This window comes from Streptomyces sp. NBC_01478 (genome assembly GCF_036227225.1).
Lineage (GTDB): Bacteria > Actinomycetota > Actinomycetes > Streptomycetales > Streptomycetaceae > Streptomyces.
In genome coordinates this window covers 3,257,382-3,273,826 of sequence record NZ_CP109444.1, presented here as the reverse complement: position 1 = coordinate 3,273,826, position 16,445 = coordinate 3,257,382, and the positions used below count along the sequence as shown (strand labels likewise).

Annotated in this window: 13 protein-coding genes and 1 tRNA gene; 4 read left to right on the top strand and 10 right to left on the bottom strand. The window is 68.4% G+C overall.

Annotated features, from left to right (window positions below):
* Positions 1-29: 29 nt before the first annotated feature.
* Positions 30-1,181: a GDSL-type esterase/lipase family protein gene (locus OG223_RS14775; protein WP_329247688.1), complete on the top strand. Its 1,152-nt coding sequence runs from the start codon at positions 30-32 to the stop codon at positions 1,179-1,181.
* Here the strand turns inward: OG223_RS14775 and OG223_RS14770 are convergent.
* Entirely contained in the window at positions 1,178-2,983 is a 1,806-nt protein-coding gene (locus tag OG223_RS14770; RefSeq protein WP_329247686.1) for a bifunctional metallophosphatase/5'-nucleotidase, read from the bottom strand. The genes OG223_RS14775 and OG223_RS14770 overlap by 4 nt on opposite strands.
* A gap of 127 nt (positions 2,984-3,110) precedes the next feature.
* Here OG223_RS14770 and OG223_RS14765 point away from each other — a divergent pair, with 127 nt between their 5' ends.
* Positions 3,111-3,833 carry an SIMPL domain-containing protein gene (locus OG223_RS14765; RefSeq protein WP_329247684.1) on the top strand — a complete coding sequence of 241 codons (723 nt, stop codon included), beginning with the start codon at positions 3,111-3,113 and terminating at the stop codon, positions 3,831-3,833.
* Positions 3,834-3,978: 145 nt separating this feature from the next.
* A complete protein-coding gene (gene pyk, locus OG223_RS14760; protein WP_329247681.1) occupies positions 3,979-5,415 on the top strand; it encodes a pyruvate kinase in 1,437 nt (478 codons plus the stop codon).
* Between the two features lie 417 nt (positions 5,416-5,832).
* Here pyk and OG223_RS14755 read toward each other — a convergent pair.
* Positions 5,833-5,907: transfer RNA gene (locus OG223_RS14755), tRNA-Leu, on the bottom strand.
* Between the two features lie 99 nt (positions 5,908-6,006).
* Between OG223_RS14755 and OG223_RS14750 the strand changes: the two genes are divergently transcribed.
* The gene (locus tag OG223_RS14750) at positions 6,007-6,663 is read left to right on the top strand and encodes an ANTAR domain-containing response regulator (RefSeq protein ID WP_043675163.1); all 657 of its coding nucleotides are present in this window, start codon (positions 6,007-6,009) and stop codon (positions 6,661-6,663) included.
* Positions 6,664-6,756: 93 nt separating this feature from the next.
* Here OG223_RS14750 and OG223_RS14745 read toward each other — a convergent pair whose 3' ends face one another.
* The 8 genes from OG223_RS14745 to OG223_RS14710 all read right to left on the bottom strand — a co-directional run bounded on the left by OG223_RS14745 (position 6,757) and on the right by OG223_RS14710 (position 16,363).
* Positions 6,757-7,473 (bottom strand): ABC transporter ATP-binding protein, encoded by a 717-nt coding sequence (locus OG223_RS14745; protein WP_329247674.1) that lies wholly within the window; start codon positions 7,471-7,473, stop codon positions 6,757-6,759.
* A complete protein-coding gene (locus OG223_RS14740) occupies positions 7,470-8,312 on the bottom strand; it encodes an ABC transporter ATP-binding protein (protein WP_329247671.1) in 843 nt (280 codons plus the stop codon). The genes OG223_RS14745 and OG223_RS14740 overlap by 4 nt, the downstream gene beginning before the upstream one ends.
* A 6-nt stretch (positions 8,313-8,318) precedes the next feature.
* A complete protein-coding gene (locus tag OG223_RS14735) occupies positions 8,319-10,199 on the bottom strand; it encodes a branched-chain amino acid ABC transporter permease (RefSeq protein WP_329247668.1) in 1,881 nt (626 codons plus the stop codon).
* A gap of 4 nt (positions 10,200-10,203) precedes the next feature.
* The gene (locus OG223_RS14730; protein WP_329247665.1) at positions 10,204-11,133 is read right to left on the bottom strand and encodes a branched-chain amino acid ABC transporter permease; all 930 of its coding nucleotides are present in this window, start codon (positions 11,131-11,133) and stop codon (positions 10,204-10,206) included.
* 141 nt (positions 11,134-11,274) lie between these two features.
* On the bottom strand, positions 11,275-12,489 hold the full coding sequence (locus OG223_RS14725) for a branched-chain amino acid ABC transporter substrate-binding protein (RefSeq protein WP_329265280.1): 1,215 nt from the start codon (positions 12,487-12,489) through the stop codon (positions 11,275-11,277).
* A gap of 225 nt (positions 12,490-12,714) precedes the next feature.
* The gene (locus OG223_RS14720; protein WP_329247662.1) at positions 12,715-13,377 is read right to left on the bottom strand and encodes a hypothetical protein; all 663 of its coding nucleotides are present in this window, start codon (positions 13,375-13,377) and stop codon (positions 12,715-12,717) included.
* Between the two features lie 156 nt (positions 13,378-13,533).
* Positions 13,534-14,022: a PaaI family thioesterase gene (locus OG223_RS14715; RefSeq protein WP_329247660.1), complete on the bottom strand. Its 489-nt coding sequence runs from the start codon at positions 14,020-14,022 to the stop codon at positions 13,534-13,536.
* 61 nt (positions 14,023-14,083) lie between these two features.
* Positions 14,084-16,363, bottom strand: a complete 2,280-nt coding sequence (locus tag OG223_RS14710; protein ID WP_329247658.1) for an FdhF/YdeP family oxidoreductase — start codon at positions 16,361-16,363, stop codon at positions 14,084-14,086.
* Between the last annotated feature and the right edge of the window lie 82 nt (positions 16,364-16,445).

Sequence of the window (16,445 nt, the reverse complement as noted above, 5' to 3'; positions counted from 1 at the left end):
CGCCCGGAGGCGGAGGCGTTGGGCCCGCCATGACAACGACGTGGATCGCAGCCCACCGCTCCGCCGTCCTCAGCCCCCACGAGGACTTCCACCTCTTCGAACCCCGCGGCTTCACCGACCAGACCGTACGGCAGTCCCTGCGCCTGGCCGGAGGAGGTGACGCACTCCGCGTCAGGCTCAGCAACCGCTACGGCAAGGAGCCCCTGGACATCGGCGGCGCCCACCTCGCCACCCGCACCCGGGGCAGCGGCATCGACCCCGTCACCGACACCCCGCTGACCTTCTCCGGCGCCCCGACCGCCGTGATCCCCGTCGGCGAAGAACTCCTCAGCGACCCCGTCGAGCGGCCCGTGCACGCGGGCGAGGAACTCGTCCTCAGCCTCTATCTGCCGGGCGACACCGGACCGACCACCTACTCCGCCGTCGCCCACGACATCGGACACATCGTCCCCGGCAACCAGCTCTCCGCCGAAGTCCTCGACGACACCGAAGAATTGACGACCGGTCACCTCCTCGCCGGTGTCGACGTCCTCGCGCCCGCCGACACCCGCATCGCCGTCGCCCTCGGGGACTCATGGGTCGAGGGCGCGGCCACCACCCCCGGCGCCGACAACAGCTTCCCCGCACAGCTCAGCCGCCGCCTCACCCGCGGCTGGATCGTCAACCAGGGCATCTCCGGCAACCGGCTCCTCACCGACGAGGCCGGCGAACACCTCCTGGCCCGACTCGAACACGACGTCCTCGACGTGCCCGGCGTCAGCCACGTCCTGATCCACGCCGGCCTCAACGACATCGGCCTGCCCGGCGCCCAGTCCTTCCCCGAACCCCCGACCGGCGCCCCGACCGCCGAGGACCTCATCGCGGGCCTCACCGCCCTCGCCGACCGCCTCCACGCCGCCGGACTCATCGCCATCGGCGGCACCCTCGGACCGTACGAAGGCACCATCTACGACGGCGTCGACACCCCGCAGGGCCAGGCCACCCGCCGCCGCGTCAACGACTGGCTGCTCGGCCCGGACCAGCCCTTCGACGCCGTCGTGGACATCGCCGCCGCCGTCGCCGACCCGGCCCGACCCACCCGCATCCGGGCCGAGTTCAACGCCGGCGACGGCCTCCACGTCAACGACGCCGGCGCGAAAGCCATCGCCGACGCCGTCGACGCAACCCTGTTCAAGCTCTAGAACAACGGCGTCCCGTTCCGCGTCAACTTCCAGTCCACCGAGGCGAAGTCCGCCGGATCCAGCACACCCTTCGCGGTCACCCACTCCGCGATCCGCGTCCGGATCTCCGTCGACTCCGCCCACACCTCGGTCGCCGACGCGACATGCGGGAACGCACCGCCGCCGTTCGCCCGGTAGTTGTTCACCGCCAGCACGAACTGCTGCGTGTCGTCCAGCGCGGCACCGTTGTACGTCAGGTTCTTGATCCGCGAACCGGCCGCCTGCGCGATGTCGATGTCGTACGAGAACCCGGACACGTAGTCGTAGTTGTAGTCCGGACGGCCGTTCGCGTTCGTCAGCTTCTCCGTGTCGACGACCGCGTCCGCCGCCGTCTGCACGAAGTACTCCGCCGAGTACTCCAGATACGCCCGCACCTGAGCACCCGTCAGCAGCTTCGCGACGAGCGTGTTGTCGTACACGTACAGACCCGACAGATCCCGGATCGTCACCTCGCCCGCCGGGATCTCCGACGTCCGCGAGAACGGCGACGCCTGCGCGATCACCGGCAGCGACGCGTACGACGTCCCCGCCAACGCGGCCTTCACCACGTCTTCCTGGACCTTGGTGATCAGGTCGATGATCGGGGCGTCCTTGTACCGCGCGTCGACCGTCGTCAGCGTCGCCGTCGCCGTACCGACGACCTGGTTGACGTACTCGACGACCAGCGCGTGCTCGTCCTTCAGCAACCGCGTGATCTTCGGATCGTCCGCGACCGTCTTCGCGTCCCGCAGCGAGGCCGCCACCGACTCGACGGTCCAACGGCCCTTCTCGAAGACCAACTCGAAGTCGAACACGCTCAACCGCTCGGCGTAGCACAGCGGTTCGGACAGCACGACCGTCTTCCCCGTCGCCGTGTTCGTGACCTTCAACTCCGGGATCTCCACGTGCGCGTGGCCGACGAGGATCGCGTCGATCCCGGGCACCTGCTGCGCGACGAGCGCCGCCGAGTTCTCCACGTACGGCAGCTGGTCACCGTACGACGAGGTCCCCGACGACCCCGAATGCGCCGACACGACGACGACGTCCGCCCCCATCGACCGCAGCTTCGGCACCCACTTCGCCGCCTGCTCCTCAAGGCCCGGGAACGTCAACTTCCCCTGCACATACGCCTTGTCCCAGATCGCGATCCCCGGGTTCGTCAGCCCCAGCACCGCCACCTTCACCGGCGGCGCGCCCGGCACCTGGAACTTCTTGATGAAGTACGGCGGGAACGCCGGCTTCAGCGTCTTCGCGTCCAGCGCGTTCGCGCCGAGGAGCGGGAAACGGCACTGGTCCTCGAACTTCCGCAGCGTCTCGATGCCGTAGTTGAACTCGTGGTTGCCCAGCGCCGCCGCGTCGTACCCGATCGCGTTCATCGCCTGCGCCATCGGGTGCACAGGACCGCCCTTGGCGGTGATCGGGTCCACCTTCGCGAAGTAGTACGTCAGCGGGGTGCCCTGGATCGTGTCGCCCGCGTCCAGCAGCAGCGTGTTGCGCCGGCCCTTCTCCTGACGGATCTGGTTCACCAGGGTCGACACCCGCGCCAGACCCATCGCGTTGCCCTTGGCGTCCGCGTACTCCGCGTCCTTGAAGTAGTCCCAGTTGAAGACATGCCCGTGCAGGTCGGTCGTGCCCAGCACGGTCAGCGAGTACCGCTTCGGCTGCTTGCCCGGCTTCTTCTTCTCCGCGGCCTGCGCCGCCGGAGCCGCCGCCGCACCGGCCAGCGCGACCCCCGCACCCGTCACGGCGGACTTCTTCAGGAACTTCCGGCGGTTCAAGGGCATGTCTGGCTCTCCTCGGGAAACGGTCAACGACGCGCGTAGATTCTTACTCGCTTCTTACTGGCCGCGACAGGTCCCGCAGGTTTCGATCTGATGACCACCAGGCGCCACAACTGACAGAGTGGGACGTATGACCGCCCCCACCCCGGACGACCCCCGACCCCCCGTCCCCTACGGCACCCCCGACGCCCCCCGCATCGCCGTCCGCGGCGAGGCCCGCCTCGAAGTCGACCCCGAGATCGCCCGCATCGGCATCACCGTCGCCGCCCGCGGCACCGACCGCCGCACCGCCCTCGACGACCTCACCCGCCGCAACGCCACCGTCCTCGACCTGGTCAAAAGCTACGGCGACGCCGTCGAACGCCTGGAGACCGGCGGCTTCTCCATCACCCCCGAACTCACCAAACACGGCCGCGGCGAACGCGTCCACCGCTACCACGGCAGAGTCAACGTGACCGCGGAACTCTCCGACTTCACCACCCTCGGCGAACTCACCACCCGCCTCGCCGACCTCGACCTCACCCGCGTCGACGGCCCCTGGTGGGCCCTGCGCCCCGACTCGCCCGTCCACCGCCAGGCCCGTCAGCAAGCCGTGCACGAAGCCGTCCAACGCGCCCGCGAATACGCCGAAGCGCTGGGTACGACCCTGGCCGCGCTGGTGGAACTGGCCGACATCGGCGCCGAGAACGCCCAGGCCTACGCGGCAGCCCCGGGCGGCCGGATGCGCTCCATGGCCTTCGCCCGCGGAGGAGGCGAGGACACCGCCGCCGCGCCCCTCGACCTCGAACCCGAACGGCAGCACGTCTACGCCCAGGTCAACGCACGCTTCACGATGGCACCCCCGCGCCTATGAGCCGGGCCTTTAATTCGACCATTCCCACGCTCATTGGAGCACCCCGCCGCACATTCAAGCCTTGTCAATAAGCCTTCACCCAAAGGTTGTTGAGTAGTCATGCACGGCCAATTCCCTACCCATCGGTAAGGTCTAGGCTCAAACCATGCGCCGAGCAAAAATCGTCTGTACGTTGGGCCCCGCCACCGACTCGTACGACCAGATCAAAGCCCTGGTCGAGGCCGGAATGGACGTAGCCCGCTTCAACCTCAGCCACGGCACCCACGCCGAGCACGAGGAGCGCTTCCAGCGCGTGCGAAAGGCCTCCGAGGAGACCGGCCGCAGCGTCGGAATGCTCGCCGACCTTCAAGGCCCGAAGATCCGACTCGGCCGATTCACCGAAGGTCCCGTACTCCTTGAACGCGGAGACACCTTCACCATCACCGTCGAAGAAGGCGCGGAAGGCGACCGCCAGTCCTGCGGCACGACCTACGCCGGCCTCGCCGCGGACGTCACTCCCGGCGAGCGCGTCCTCGTCGACGACGGCAAGGTCTGCCTCGAAGTCACCTCCGTCGACGGCCCCCGCGTCCACACCAAGGTCGTCGAAGGCGGCATGGTCTCCGACCACAAGGGCCTCAACCTCCCCGGCGTCGCCGTCTCCGTCCCCGCCCTCTCCGACAAGGACGAGGACGACCTCCGCTGGGCCCTGCGCTCCGGCTTCGACGTCATCGCCCTCTCCTTCGTCCGCAGCGGCAAGGACATCGACGAGGTCCACCGCATCATGGACGAGGAGGGCCACCGCCTCCCCGTCATCGCCAAGGTGGAGAAGCCCCAGGCGGTCGAGGCCATCGACGACATCGTGGCCGCCTTCGACGGCATCATGGTCGCCCGCGGCGACCTCGGCGTCGAAATGCCCCTCGAACAGGTCCCGATCGTCCAGAAGCGCGCGATCAAACTGGCCAAGCGCAACGCCAAACCGGTCATCGTCGCCACCCAGATGCTCGACTCGATGATCGAGAACTCCCGCCCGACCCGCGCGGAGGCCAGCGACGTGGCGAACGCCGTCATCGACGGCACGGACGCGGTGATGCTCTCCGGCGAGACCAGCGTCGGCAACTACCCCATCGCCACCGTCATCACCATGGCCCGCATCGTCGAAGCCGCCGAGGAGGACATCCTCGCCAAGGGCCTGCCCCCACTCACCGAACGCAACAAGCCCCGCACCCAGGGCGGCGCGGTGGCCCGGGCCGCCGCCGAGATGGGCGACTTCCTCGGCGCGAAGTTCCTGGTGGCCTTCACCCAATCCGGCGACACCGTACGCAGGTTGTCCCGCTACAGGTCCCCCATCCCCGTGATGGCCTTCACCCCCGACCCCGCCACCCGCGCCCAACTCACCCTCACCTGGGGCGTGGAGACCATCCTCGGCCCCCATGTCGACTCCACCGACGCCATGGTCGACCAGGTCGACGAACTCCTCCTCACATACGGCCGCTGCCAAAAGGGCGACATCGTCGTCATCACGGCGGGCTCACCCCCCGGAGTCGCCGGCTCGACAAACCTCGTCCGCGTCCACCACGTCGGCGAGGACGACAGCCCCAAGTAGCGCGTATCGCCCCGCAGATGAATTCGCGGGCTTTCGACACGGCGGATTTCAGCCCTGTGCATTGTGGATTGTGACGCGTCATGCGGCGGGGTCGGTTTTTGGGGCCTACGCCGGTATCCATGAGGGCGACTGACGCTTTGCGGGCGACGGAGATGTTGTACGGGTTGCCGTTCCGGGTGCAGTGCGCCCATTCGATGTCGAGTTTGTCGAAGGCGTCCGTGCAATCAGCCCTGTGGCGCCGGCTGATGCTGGGGAGCGGCATCACCTTGCGCATGGCGTCTTCAGCGAATCGAAGGGCTGCGCCGTTCCATGCAGCCACTCTGTGTTACTGATCACCGCGACACGCAGCAAAAAGCGGAGGTCCACGCGAACGTGGACCTCCGCTTTTATGATCTCTCCTTCGAAACGAAGGAAAAGTGCCCCGGGTGGGACTCGAACCCACACTGGATGCTGTTTGAGAGCACTGCCTGCTACCGATTGGGCTACCGGGGCCTAACGAATCGAAGGTTTACCTCGACCCGCTGCCCGACTACCTTACCGCAGCTAGGTACGCTCTTGGGAGCAGCACCCCGCCCTGAACGAGGAGCCCCCGTGACCGCCCCCGAGTCGCCCCAGCCCGTAGACGCGCCCGACGACGACAAGTCGCACGTGCCTCCGCTGACGACCCGTGTCGTCATCGCCGAGGACGAGGCCCTGATCCGGCTCGATCTCAAAGAGATGCTGGAGGAGGAGGGGTACACCGTCGTCGGTGAGGCCGGTGATGGTGAGCAGGCCGTCGAGCTGGCCCGTGAGCACAAGCCCGACCTGGTGATCCTCGACGTGAAGATGCCCAAGCTGGACGGCATCTCCGCCGCCGAGAAGATCGCCGAGGAGGGCATCGCGCCGGTACTGATGCTCACCGCGTTCTCGCAGCGCGACCTCGTCGAGCGGGCCCGGGACGCCGGTGCGATGGCGTACCTCGTGAAGCCCTTCAGCAAGAGCGATGTCGTGCCCGCGATCGAGATGGCCGTCTCACGTTTCACCGAGCTCAAGCAGCTTGAGCAGGAGGTCGCCGACCTCACGCTGCGGCTGGAGACCCGCAAGCTGGTCGACCGCGCGAAGTCGATCCTGCAGACCGAGTACGGACTGTCCGAGCCGGCCGCGTTCCGGTGGATCCAGAAGACGTCGATGGACCGCCGGATGTCCATGCAGCAGGTCGCCGAGGCGGTCATCCAGGACGCCGACGAGAAGAAGTCCGCGAAGGGCTGACACCGACCCGCGGCAGCACGTACGACGAGGCCCGCGCCCCGAAGCAGGGGGCGCGGGCCTCGTCGTGGAAAAACGGGAAAAGCCGCCTCGGCCTCAGTCCTCGCCGAGGTACGCCTTCCGTACCGACTCGTCGTGCAGCAGGTCCTCGCCCGTGCCGGAGAGGACGATGTTGCCGACCTCCATGACGTGGCCCTGGTCGGCGAGCGACAGGGCCGCCTGGGCGTTCTGCTCGACGAGCAGGATCGTCGTGCCCGACGCCTTGAGCTCCACGATCGTCGCCATGATCTTCTGCATCATGATCGGGGAGAGGCCCATGGACGGCTCGTCCAGCATCAGCAGTTTCGGCTGGGACATGAGCGCGCGGCCCATCGCCAGCATCTGCTGCTCGCCGCCGGAGAGGGTTCCCGCGGCCTGCTTCTGACGTTCCCCGAGGATGGGGAAGAGGTCGTAGGCGCGCTGGATGTCCTTCTCGATGCCTTCCTTGTCCTTGCGGAGGAAGGCGCCGAGCTGGAGGTTCTCCGCGATGGTGAGGCGCGGGAAGATGTGCCGGCCTTCGGGGGAGTGGGCCAGACCGAGGGCGACGATCTTGTGGGCGGGGACGCTGTTGAGCGGCTTGCCGTCGAAGGTGATCTTGCCGCCGGAGGGCTGCAGCAGGCCCGAGAGGGTGCGCAGGGTCGTCGTCTTGCCGGCGCCGTTGGTGCCGATGAGGGTGACGACCTGGCCGGCCTCGACGCTGAAGGAGATGCCCTTGACGGCCTCGATCTTGCCGTAGGAGACCCTGAGGTCCTCGACCTCTAGCAGTGCGGTCACTGGGCTTCTCCCTTGGCGCTGGTGGTGCTCTCCGCTTCCGTCGCGGGCGGGGTGTCTTCGGGATCGGGTGTGCCCTCGAACGGTTCGCCGAGGTAGGCGGCCACGACGCGTTCGTCGGCCTGGACGACGTCGGAGGTGCCTTCGACGAGTTTTTCGCCCTGGACGAGGACGGCGACGCGGTCGCAGAGGTTGAAGATGAAGCGCATGTCGTGCTCGATGACGAGGACGGCGATGCCCTTGTCGCGGATCGCGAAGACCAACTCCTCGGTCGCCCGCGTCTCTTGGGGGTTCATGCCGGCCGTCGGCTCGTCGAGCAGAAGCAGGCCCGGCTCGGAGGCCATGGCGCGTGCGATCTCCAGCTTGCGCTGTTCGCCGTAGGGGAGGTTCCTGGCGAGGTGGTCGCGCTTGTGGGCGAGGCCGATGAACTCCAGGAGTTCCATGGCGCGTTCTTCGCTGGCCTTCTCGGCCCGCTTGAAGCCGGGGCCGCGCAGGAGGGCCGACCAGAGGCCTTCCTTGGTGCGGGTGTGGCGGCCGACCAACACGTTTTCCAGGACCGTCATGTTGGCGAACAGACGGATGTTCTGGAAGGTGCGGGCGATGCCGGCCTTGGTCACCAGGTGGGGCTTCGGCGGAAGGACCGTGCCCTTGTAGGAGACCGTGCCCTCGGTGGGGACGTAGAGGCCGGTGAGGCAGTTGAAGAAGGTGGTCTTGCCTGCGCCGTTGGGGCCGATGAGGCCTACGATCTCGCCGGCGTTGACGGTGAAGTCGACGGAGCGGACGGCGGTGAGGCCGCCGAAGCGCATGGTGACGTCACGGGCTTCGAGTACGGGTGTCGTCATGGCTCTCTACGCCCCTGCCTTGGTGATGGCCGGTTCGTCGGTCAGGGTCGTGGTGTCCGGTACGTCGAGTTGGCCGGTCTCGTGGAATTCGAGCTGGCGTCGCCGGTTGGGGATGATTCCTTCGGGGCGGAAGCGCATCAGGAGGATGAGCGCGATGCCGAAGGCGAGGAGCGACTTGTCCTGGAGCGCCACGAGCTTCTCCGGGAGCAGGTAGAGCAGGGCCGCGCCGAGGAAGGGTCCGGAGACGGTGCCCATGCCGCCGAGGACGACGGCGGCCAGGAGGAACGCGGAGTTGGGCGGGGCCGCTCCGGCGAACTGGTACGGGTTCGGCACCACGCTGTAGGTGACGTGGGCGCTGACGGTGCCGGCGAGGCCGGCGAGGGTGGCGCCGAGGGCGAAGGCGATGAGCTTGACGCGGAAGCCGTTGATGCCCATGGCGGTGGCGGCGGTCTCGTCCTCGCGGATGGCGATCCAGGAGCGGCCGATGCGTGAGTCGGAGGCACGGCGGTAGATCGTGATGACGAGCGCCATGATCAGGACCATGAGCAGGTAGTAGTTGGCGAACCGGCCGATGGTGAATCCGACGATGTCGTGGGTGTCTCCGAAGTCGAAGCCGAAGAACGACAGGTCGGGGATGGACGGGATGCCGTTGGGGCCGTTGGTGATGTCGGGGCCGGAGACGCCGTCCATGTTGTTGACGGCGATGCGGAAGATCTCTCCGAAACCGAGGGTCACGATGGCGAGGTAGTCGCCGCGCAGCCGCAGGGTCGGGGCGCCGATGAGGACGCCGAAGACCAGGCTGGCGGCGGCGCCGGTGAGGGCGGCGGCCCAGAAGGGGAACTGGACGCCCGAGAACTTGGAGAACTCGGAGCCGGAGACCAGGGCGGCCGTGTAGGCGCCGACGCCGAGGAATGCCACGTAGCCGAGGTCGAGGAGTCCGGCGAGGCCGACGACGATGTTGAGGCCGAGGGCGACGGTGCCGAAGATCAGGATGTTGACGCCGAGGTTGGCGTAGTGGTCGTTGGTCTGCGTGAAGGGGAAGCCGATCGCGGCGACGAAGCCCATGGCGAGGGCGAAGCTGCGGTTGGTGGCGGTGAGGTGGCTGAACCGGTCGAAGAGGCCGGCGCTGTGCAGGGCCCAGGCGGTGAAGACGACGACGATGAGGAAGCCGATGAAGAGCTCGTCCTCCGCGTCGATGCCGTAGGCGAAGACGGTGAGGCCGAGGGCGGCGACGATCGTGATGACGATGCGCTGGACCCAGGGGGCGGTGGGCGCGGCGGCGGGGATGGAGTCGGGCTTGCCGATGTAGGCGTTGAGGAACCTGACGCCGGCCAGGACGAGCCGCCACCGTGAGTGGCCGTGGGTGGCGAGGTAGTCGCTGGAGGCCTTCTTCGCCTTCTGGGTCGAGCCTTCGCCGGCGGGCAGCGCGAAGGCGCCGACGACCGTGGCGAGGGAGGCGATGGCCGCGATGTATCCGCCGGGTTCGAGGTTGACGAATCCGCCGAGCTTCACGGCGATCGCGATGACCGTGTACCAGGTGGTGGCGAAGGCGCCGAGCGCGGCGAGGAGGGTGGGTCCGGTGGCGCCCGCGGGGGCGAGCCAGCCGAGGCCGCGGACGCCGTATCCGGAGAGGGCGAACAGGACCACGAGGGCGCCGCCCACGACGGTGAGCCACTGCAGGCCGCCGGGGTAGCCGTAGACCGTGAGGTCGCCGGGGAAGTCCGCGGTCCACGTCCAGGCGAGGAACGCGGACACGGCGGTGGCGACGCCGCCGCCGAGGGTGAGGGCGCGGGCCGCCGGGGCCGGCATCGGGATGAGGCCCTGGTGCGCGGTCGTGGAGGTGGTGTCGGCGGGCGGGGTGGCCGGGGTTTTTGTCGTCTCGGTCATGTGATCACGCCCTGTCCGCGACGCGTTCGCCGAGCAGGCCCTGTGGCCTGAACAGCAGTACGAGGATGAGGAGACAGAAGGCCCAGACGTTGGCCCAGCCCGATCCGCCGAGCTGCTGCATGCCGGGGATGTGGTTGATGTAGGCGGACGCGAGGGTCTCGGCGACGCCGAGGACGACTCCGCCGAGCATGGCGCCGTAGATGTTGCCGATGCCGCCCATGACGGCCGCGGTGAAGGCCTTGAGGCCCATCAGGAAGCCCATGCGGTAGCCGATGTTGCCGTACTTGAGGCCGTAGGAGACGGCTGCTACCGCGGCGAAGAAGCCGCCGATGGCGAACGCTATGACGATGATGCGGTTGGTGTCGATGCCCATGAGCTGGGAGGTGTCCGGGTCCTGGGCGGTCGCCTGCATGGCGCGGCCGGTGCGGCTCTTGCGCACGAACCAGGCGAGGCCGGACATGCAGACGATGGCGGCGATGACCAGGAAGATGTCGGCGTCGGTGATCGTGACCGAGCCCAGGTCGTGGTTGCCGTCGAGGCTGGGGAAGGAGCGGTCCTTGTCGGCGCCCGGGTAGAAGTTCCGGACGACTTCCTGGAGCGCCAGTGAGAGGCCGATGGCGGTGATGAGGGGCGCCAGCCGTGGTGCTTGCCGCAGGGGGCGGTAGGCGAATCGTTCGGCCCCTACCGCGACGAGGACGGAGACGATTCCGCCGCCGATCAGCATGAGTGGTACCGCGACCACCATCGAGGTGCCGTCGGGCAGGATGTAGGCGTAGACCGTGAGGGCGCCGAAGGCGCCGGTCATGAAGATCTCGCCGTGCGCGAAGTTGATGAGCTGGACGATGCCGTACACCATCGTGTAGCCGATGGCGATCAGCCCGTACATCGAGCCTAGAAGCAGCCCGTTGGCCAGCTGCTGCGGCAGGGTGTTCACCGCATGGCCTCCATGTCGCTGGTGGTCGTGTGCACAGATCGCGTGCCTGGGGGTGGGGGGGTGTGACAACGGGCCGCGCGGTCGGGATCCTCCTTCCGCGCGGCCCGTGGTGCGGTGGTGCTGTGGTGCTGTCGGCTGGGATCAGCCGGTGAAGGTGCCCGTCTTCACGGCCTTCCAGGCGCCGTTGGTGACCTGGTAGACGGTGAGCTGCTTGTTGCCGGTGTCGCCGTACTCGTCGAAGGTGACCTTGCCGGTGATGCCTTCGAAGTCCGACTTCTGTACGGCGTCGACGACCTTGGAGCGGAGGTCGTTGCTGTCGGGCAGCTTGCCGTCGTTGGCGTCCTTGACGGCCTTCACAGCCTTGATGATGGCGGTGGCGGCGTCGTAGGAGTAGCCGCCGTAGGCGCCGTAGTCACCCTTGTAGCCCTTGGCCTTGTAGGTGTCGATGAACGCCTTGGCGGCGGGCAGGGTGTCGACGGGGACGCCGACGGAGGTGGCGAGGTCGCCCTCCGCGGACTTGCCGGCGGTCTGGATGTAGGTGGTGGCGTACATGCCGTCACCGCCGAACAGCGGGATCTTGACGCCGGCGCCCTTGAGCTGCTTCGTGATCTTCTCCGACTCGTCGTACTGGCCGCCGTAGTAGACCAGGTCGGCGCCGGAGTTCTTGATCTTGGTGACGAGCGAGCTGAAGTCGGTGTCGCCGGTGTTGACGTGGTCGGTGCCCGCGATGGTGCCACCGAGCTTCTTGAAGCCGCTGTTGAAGATCCCGGCCAGGCCGGCGCCGTAGGTCTGCTTGTCGTCGACGACGAAGGCCTTCTTCTTCTTGAGGCCGTTGTACGCGTAGTCGGCGGCGAAGCCACCCTGGAGGGCGTCGGTGGTGGCGGTGCGGAAGTACGTCTTGTACGGCCGCGTCTTGCTGGTCGCCCAGTCCTTGCCCTGCGTCAGGCTGGGGTCGGTGTTCGAGGGGGAGATCTCGACCATGTTGGCCGAGGCGAACACCTTCTGCATCGAGAGGGCGACGCCGGAGTTCAGCGGGCCGACGGCGCCGACGACATTGCTGTCGCCGGTGAAGGCGGTGGCGTTGGACTGGCCGGTGGCGGGCTGGGCCTTGTCGTCCAGGGCCTTGACCTTGAACTTGACGCCGGAGACCCAGTTGTTCTTGTTGGCGTCGTCCACGGCGATCTGGACGCCGTACTGGATGCCGAGACCGGTGGTGGAGTTCTCACCGGACAGCGGGGCGTCGACACCGATGGTCAGGGTGGTCGACCCGCTGTCGCTGTTGCTGTCGCTGTCCCGGGAGCCGCAGGCGGTGAGGGTCAGAGCTCCGGTCGTGAGAACGGAGGTCAGTATCACCAAAGAACGCTGTCGCACAATCAGTCCTTTCCGCAGGCACAGTCGCCCCCGTTTGGAGCGGCAAGGTGCTGCGCTGGTACCCAACTCCCGATGGAGCGGTGACTGGCCGTGACTCTAAGCCCGGTCTGTGGGCATGGGCATCGTCGTGCGCTGGCTTGTGACTTTCTTGTTATGACGTGCAGGTTGGCGGGGATCGCGGAAGGTGGGTCTCGGCCGGTTTGGCGGATTTCAGCCGCGGTCCACATTTTGAGAACCTGCACTTCCGCTTGGCCGTGGGCCTGGCCTGGCGTTTGTCGTGCCACAGGCCCTGTGAAGGAGCTGGGAAAGGTCCTTGGAGTAGGCGCTGCCGAAGATGAAACTATGGTGTTGTATTGCGCGCGTGTTACGCAGCGTTACGTCCAGAAAGGCGAGGTCCGCATTCAAGGGCAGTCCCGAACAGTCGGAAACCGATATCTCCACGGTCACCCGGCGGGTCGCTCCGGTGCGGACGGTGAAGGACGGATCGGGGACGGCCTGGGCGATGAGACCGTCGAAGGCGGCGCCGATGACGCGTACGGCGACGGGGGGTCCGCTGTCCACGGTGACGGCGAAGCGGAAGAAGCCGGTCGTGGTGGGGGAGTCGGTGGTCTGGGCGAGCCCGGTGTAGCGCCACTCGGTGATGTTCGCGGGCCAGGGCACGGGTGGCGCCGGGTCGGCCTGCGGGCGGGGCGGCAGGAGGACGGCTCCGGCGGCCACGGTGGCGACCGTGCCCGCCGCGAGCACGGCCCTGCGGGTTCGCGGCGGGAGGGTGTGCCAACGGTCCGTCAGGCGGGGCGAGTCACCCCCGATGACTTCACAACTCCCGTTCGCCTCCGATGAGTCGACGGATTCGACGGGCCCGATACCGCTCATGCCGGCAGCCTCATGGGGAAACGGTAGGGGAGCGGACGGGGGTGCGGAAGGCGGGGGCAAGATCCTCCGGTTCGGGGCCGGTCCGGGACGGGCTCGGGGTGCGTGCGTGGACCGGTCGGCGACCGGGTCGCGGCGGCCGCGCGGGCCCGTCCGGGTTCAGCTCGCGGCGTGCGCCGGGATCCCGTCGCCCGGCTTCACGTCCCGCAGCAGGCAGGTCAGCCGCGCGGTGCACACCCGCCGCCCGTCCTCGTCACTGATCACGATCTCGTACGTCGCCGTCGAACGGCCCCGGTGCACGGGGGTGGCGACGCCGGTCACGAGGCCGGAGCGGGCGCCTCGGTGGTGGGTGCAGTTCAGGTCGACGCCGACGGCGATCTTCGTGCTGCCGCCGTGCAGCATCGACCCCAGCGAGCCGAGGGTCTCCGCCAGGACGGCGGACGCGCCCCCGTGCAGCAGCCCGTACGGCTGGGTGTTCCCCTCCACCGGCATGGTGCCGACGACGCGCTCGGCGGACGCCTCGACGATCTCCACGCCCATCCGGGTGCCGAGGTGCCCCGCCGAGAACAGGGCGACCAGGTCGATGCCGAGCGCCGAGTACTCGTCGATGACGTCCTGCGGGAACTTCCCGTGCTGCTGCTCGCCCATGGGGCCGACTCCGTTCGTCCTGCGCCTGACCGGCGGACCTGACTGACGGCTGAGCAAACGCTCAGTCGGTCGCCGATTGTTCCAGACGTACGACGACGGACTTGCTGGCCGGGGTGTTGCTGGTGTCCGCGGTGGCGTCCAGGGGGACCAGGACGTTGGTCTCGGGGTAGTAGGCGGCGGCGCAGCCCGGCGCGGTCGGATAGTGCACGACCCGGAAACCGGGCGCCCGCCGCTCCACCCCGTCCTTCCACTCGCCGACCAGATCGACGTACGACCCGTCGGCGATCCCGAGGCGGGCGGCGTCGTCGGGGTGGACCATGACGACCCGGCGGCCGTTCTTGATGCCCCGGTAGCGGTCGTCGAGGCCGTAGATCGTGGTGTTGTACTGGTCGTGCGAGCGCAGGGTCTGCAACAGCAGGCGGCCTTCGGGCAGTTCGGGGTACTCGACGGGCGCTGCGGTGAAGTTGGCTTTGCCGGTGGCGGTCGGGAAGCGGCGCTCGTCGCGCGGGGCGTGCGGGAGGGCGAAGCCTCCGGGGTGGGCCACGCGCGCGTTGAAGTCGGTGAAGCCGGGGATCACGCGCGCGATGCGGTCGCGGATCGTCGCGTAGTCCTTCTCGAACTCCTCCCAGGGCGTGCGGGATTCGGCGCCGAGGACGCGTCGGGCGAGGCGGCACACGATGGCCGGCTCGGACAACAGGCGGGCGCTCGCGGGCTCCAGGCGGCCGCGTGAGGCGTGCACCATGCCCATGGAGTCCTCGACGGTGACGAACTGCTCGCCGCCGCCCTGGAGATCGCGCTCGGTGCGGCCCAGGGTGGGCAGGATGAGGGCACGCGCGCCCGTGACGACGTGCGAGCGGTTCAGCTTCGTCGACACGTGCACCGTGAGACTGGCGCGCCGCATGGCCGCCTCGGTGACCTCGGTGTCGGGGGAGGCGGCCACGAAGTTGCCGCCCATCGCGAAGAACACCTTCGCGTCACCGTCGCGCAGGGCGCGGATCGCGGCGACGACGTCGTAGCCGTGCTCGCGCGGCGGGGCGAAGCCGAACTCCTTCTCCAGGGCGTCCAGGAAGGCGGGGGCGGGGCGCTCGAAGATGCCCATCGTGCGGTCGCCCTGGACGTTGCTGTGGCCGCGCACCGGGCACACGCCGGCGCCCGGGCGGCCGATGTTGCCGCGCAGCAGAAGGAAGTTGACGACCTCGCGGATGGTCGGCACGGCGTGCTTGTGCTGGGTGAGGCCCATCGCCCAGCACACGATGGTGCGCTCGGAGGCGAGCACCATGGACAGGGCCTGCTCGATCTCCGGGCGGGTCAGTCCGGTCGCGAGGAGGGTCTCGTCCCAGTCGGCGTCCCGCGCGGCGGCGGCGAACTCCTCGTAGCCGTGGGTGTGTTCGTCGACGAAAGCCCGGTCGACCGCTCCGTCCGTCTCCAGGATGAGCTTGTTCAGGAGGCGGAAGAGGGCCTGGTCGCCGCCGATGCGGATCTGCAGGAACAGGTCGGTGAGGGCGGCGCCCTTGAGCATGCCCTGCGGGGTCTGCGGGTTCTTGAACTTCTCCAGGCCCGCCTCGGGCAGCGGGTTGACGCTGATGATCTTCGCGCCGTTGGCCTTGGCCTTCTCCAGGGCGGAGAGCATGCGCGGGTGGTTGGTGCCCGGGTTCTGGCCGGCGACGACGATCAGGTCGGCCTGGTAGAGGTCCTCCAGCAGGACGCTGCCCTTGCCGATGCCGATCGTCTCGTTCAGCGCGGAACCCGACGACTCGTGGCACATGTTCGAGCAGTCCGGCAGGTTGTTGGTGCCCAGTTCCCGCGCGAACAACTGGTACAGGAACGCTGCCTCGTTGCTGGTACGGCCCGAGGTGTAGAAGAGGGCCTCGTCCGGGGAGCCGAGGGCGGCGATCTCCTCCGCGACGATGTCGAAGGCATGCTCCCAGGTGACCGGTTCGTAGTGCTCGGCCCCTTCGGGGAGATACATGGGGTGTGTGAGACGCCCCTGCTGGCCCAGCCAGTACCCGCTGCGCGTCGCGAGATCGGCCACCGGGTGGGCCGCGAAGAACTCGGGGGTGACCCGGCGCAGGGTGGCCTCCTCGGCGACCGCTTTCGCGCCGTTCTCACAGAACTCCGCCGTGTGCCGGTGGTCCGGCTCCGGCCAGGCGCAGCCCGGGCAGTCGAAGCCGTCCTTCTGATTGACCCGCAGCAGCGTCAGCGCGGTGCGCTTGACCCCCATCTGCTGCTGGGCCATGCGCAACGTGTGCCCGATCGCGGGAAGTCCGGCCGCGGCGTGCTTGGGCTCGGTGACCTGTGGGGCGTCCTGGACCGGATCACCCTTGGGCGGCTTCGTGGCCATCGAGGGCCCTCCTTCGCTGACACATGTGCACTACATCTCCGATCCTCGCACGCGGCAGTGACAACACCGAGGTCGGTTCGTG

What these genes read in the sequence shown, in the direction of transcription:
- OG223_RS14775 (WP_329247688.1), top strand. Translation starts at nt 30, where the DNA reads ATGACAACGACGTGGATCGCAGCCCACCGCTCCGCCGTCCTCAGCCCC.
- OG223_RS14770 (WP_329247686.1), bottom strand. Translation starts at nt 2,983, where the DNA reads ATGCCCTTGAACCGCCGGAAGTTCCTGAAGAAGTCCGCCGTGACGGGT.
- OG223_RS14765 (WP_329247684.1), top strand. Translation starts at nt 3,111, where the DNA reads ATGACCGCCCCCACCCCGGACGACCCCCGACCCCCCGTCCCCTACGGC.
- pyk (WP_329247681.1), top strand. Translation starts at nt 3,979, where the DNA reads ATGCGCCGAGCAAAAATCGTCTGTACGTTGGGCCCCGCCACCGACTCG.
- OG223_RS14740 (WP_329247671.1), bottom strand. Translation starts at nt 8,312, where the DNA reads ATGACGACACCCGTACTCGAAGCCCGTGACGTCACCATGCGCTTCGGC.
- OG223_RS14735 (WP_329247668.1), bottom strand. Translation starts at nt 10,199, where the DNA reads ATGACCGAGACGACAAAAACCCCGGCCACCCCGCCCGCCGACACCACC.
- OG223_RS14720 (WP_329247662.1), bottom strand. Translation starts at nt 13,377, where the DNA reads ATGAGCGGTATCGGGCCCGTCGAATCCGTCGACTCATCGGAGGCGAAC.
- OG223_RS14715 (WP_329247660.1), bottom strand. Translation starts at nt 14,022, where the DNA reads ATGGGCGAGCAGCAGCACGGGAAGTTCCCGCAGGACGTCATCGACGAG.
- OG223_RS14710 (WP_329247658.1), bottom strand. Translation starts at nt 16,363, where the DNA reads ATGGCCACGAAGCCGCCCAAGGGTGATCCGGTCCAGGACGCCCCACAG.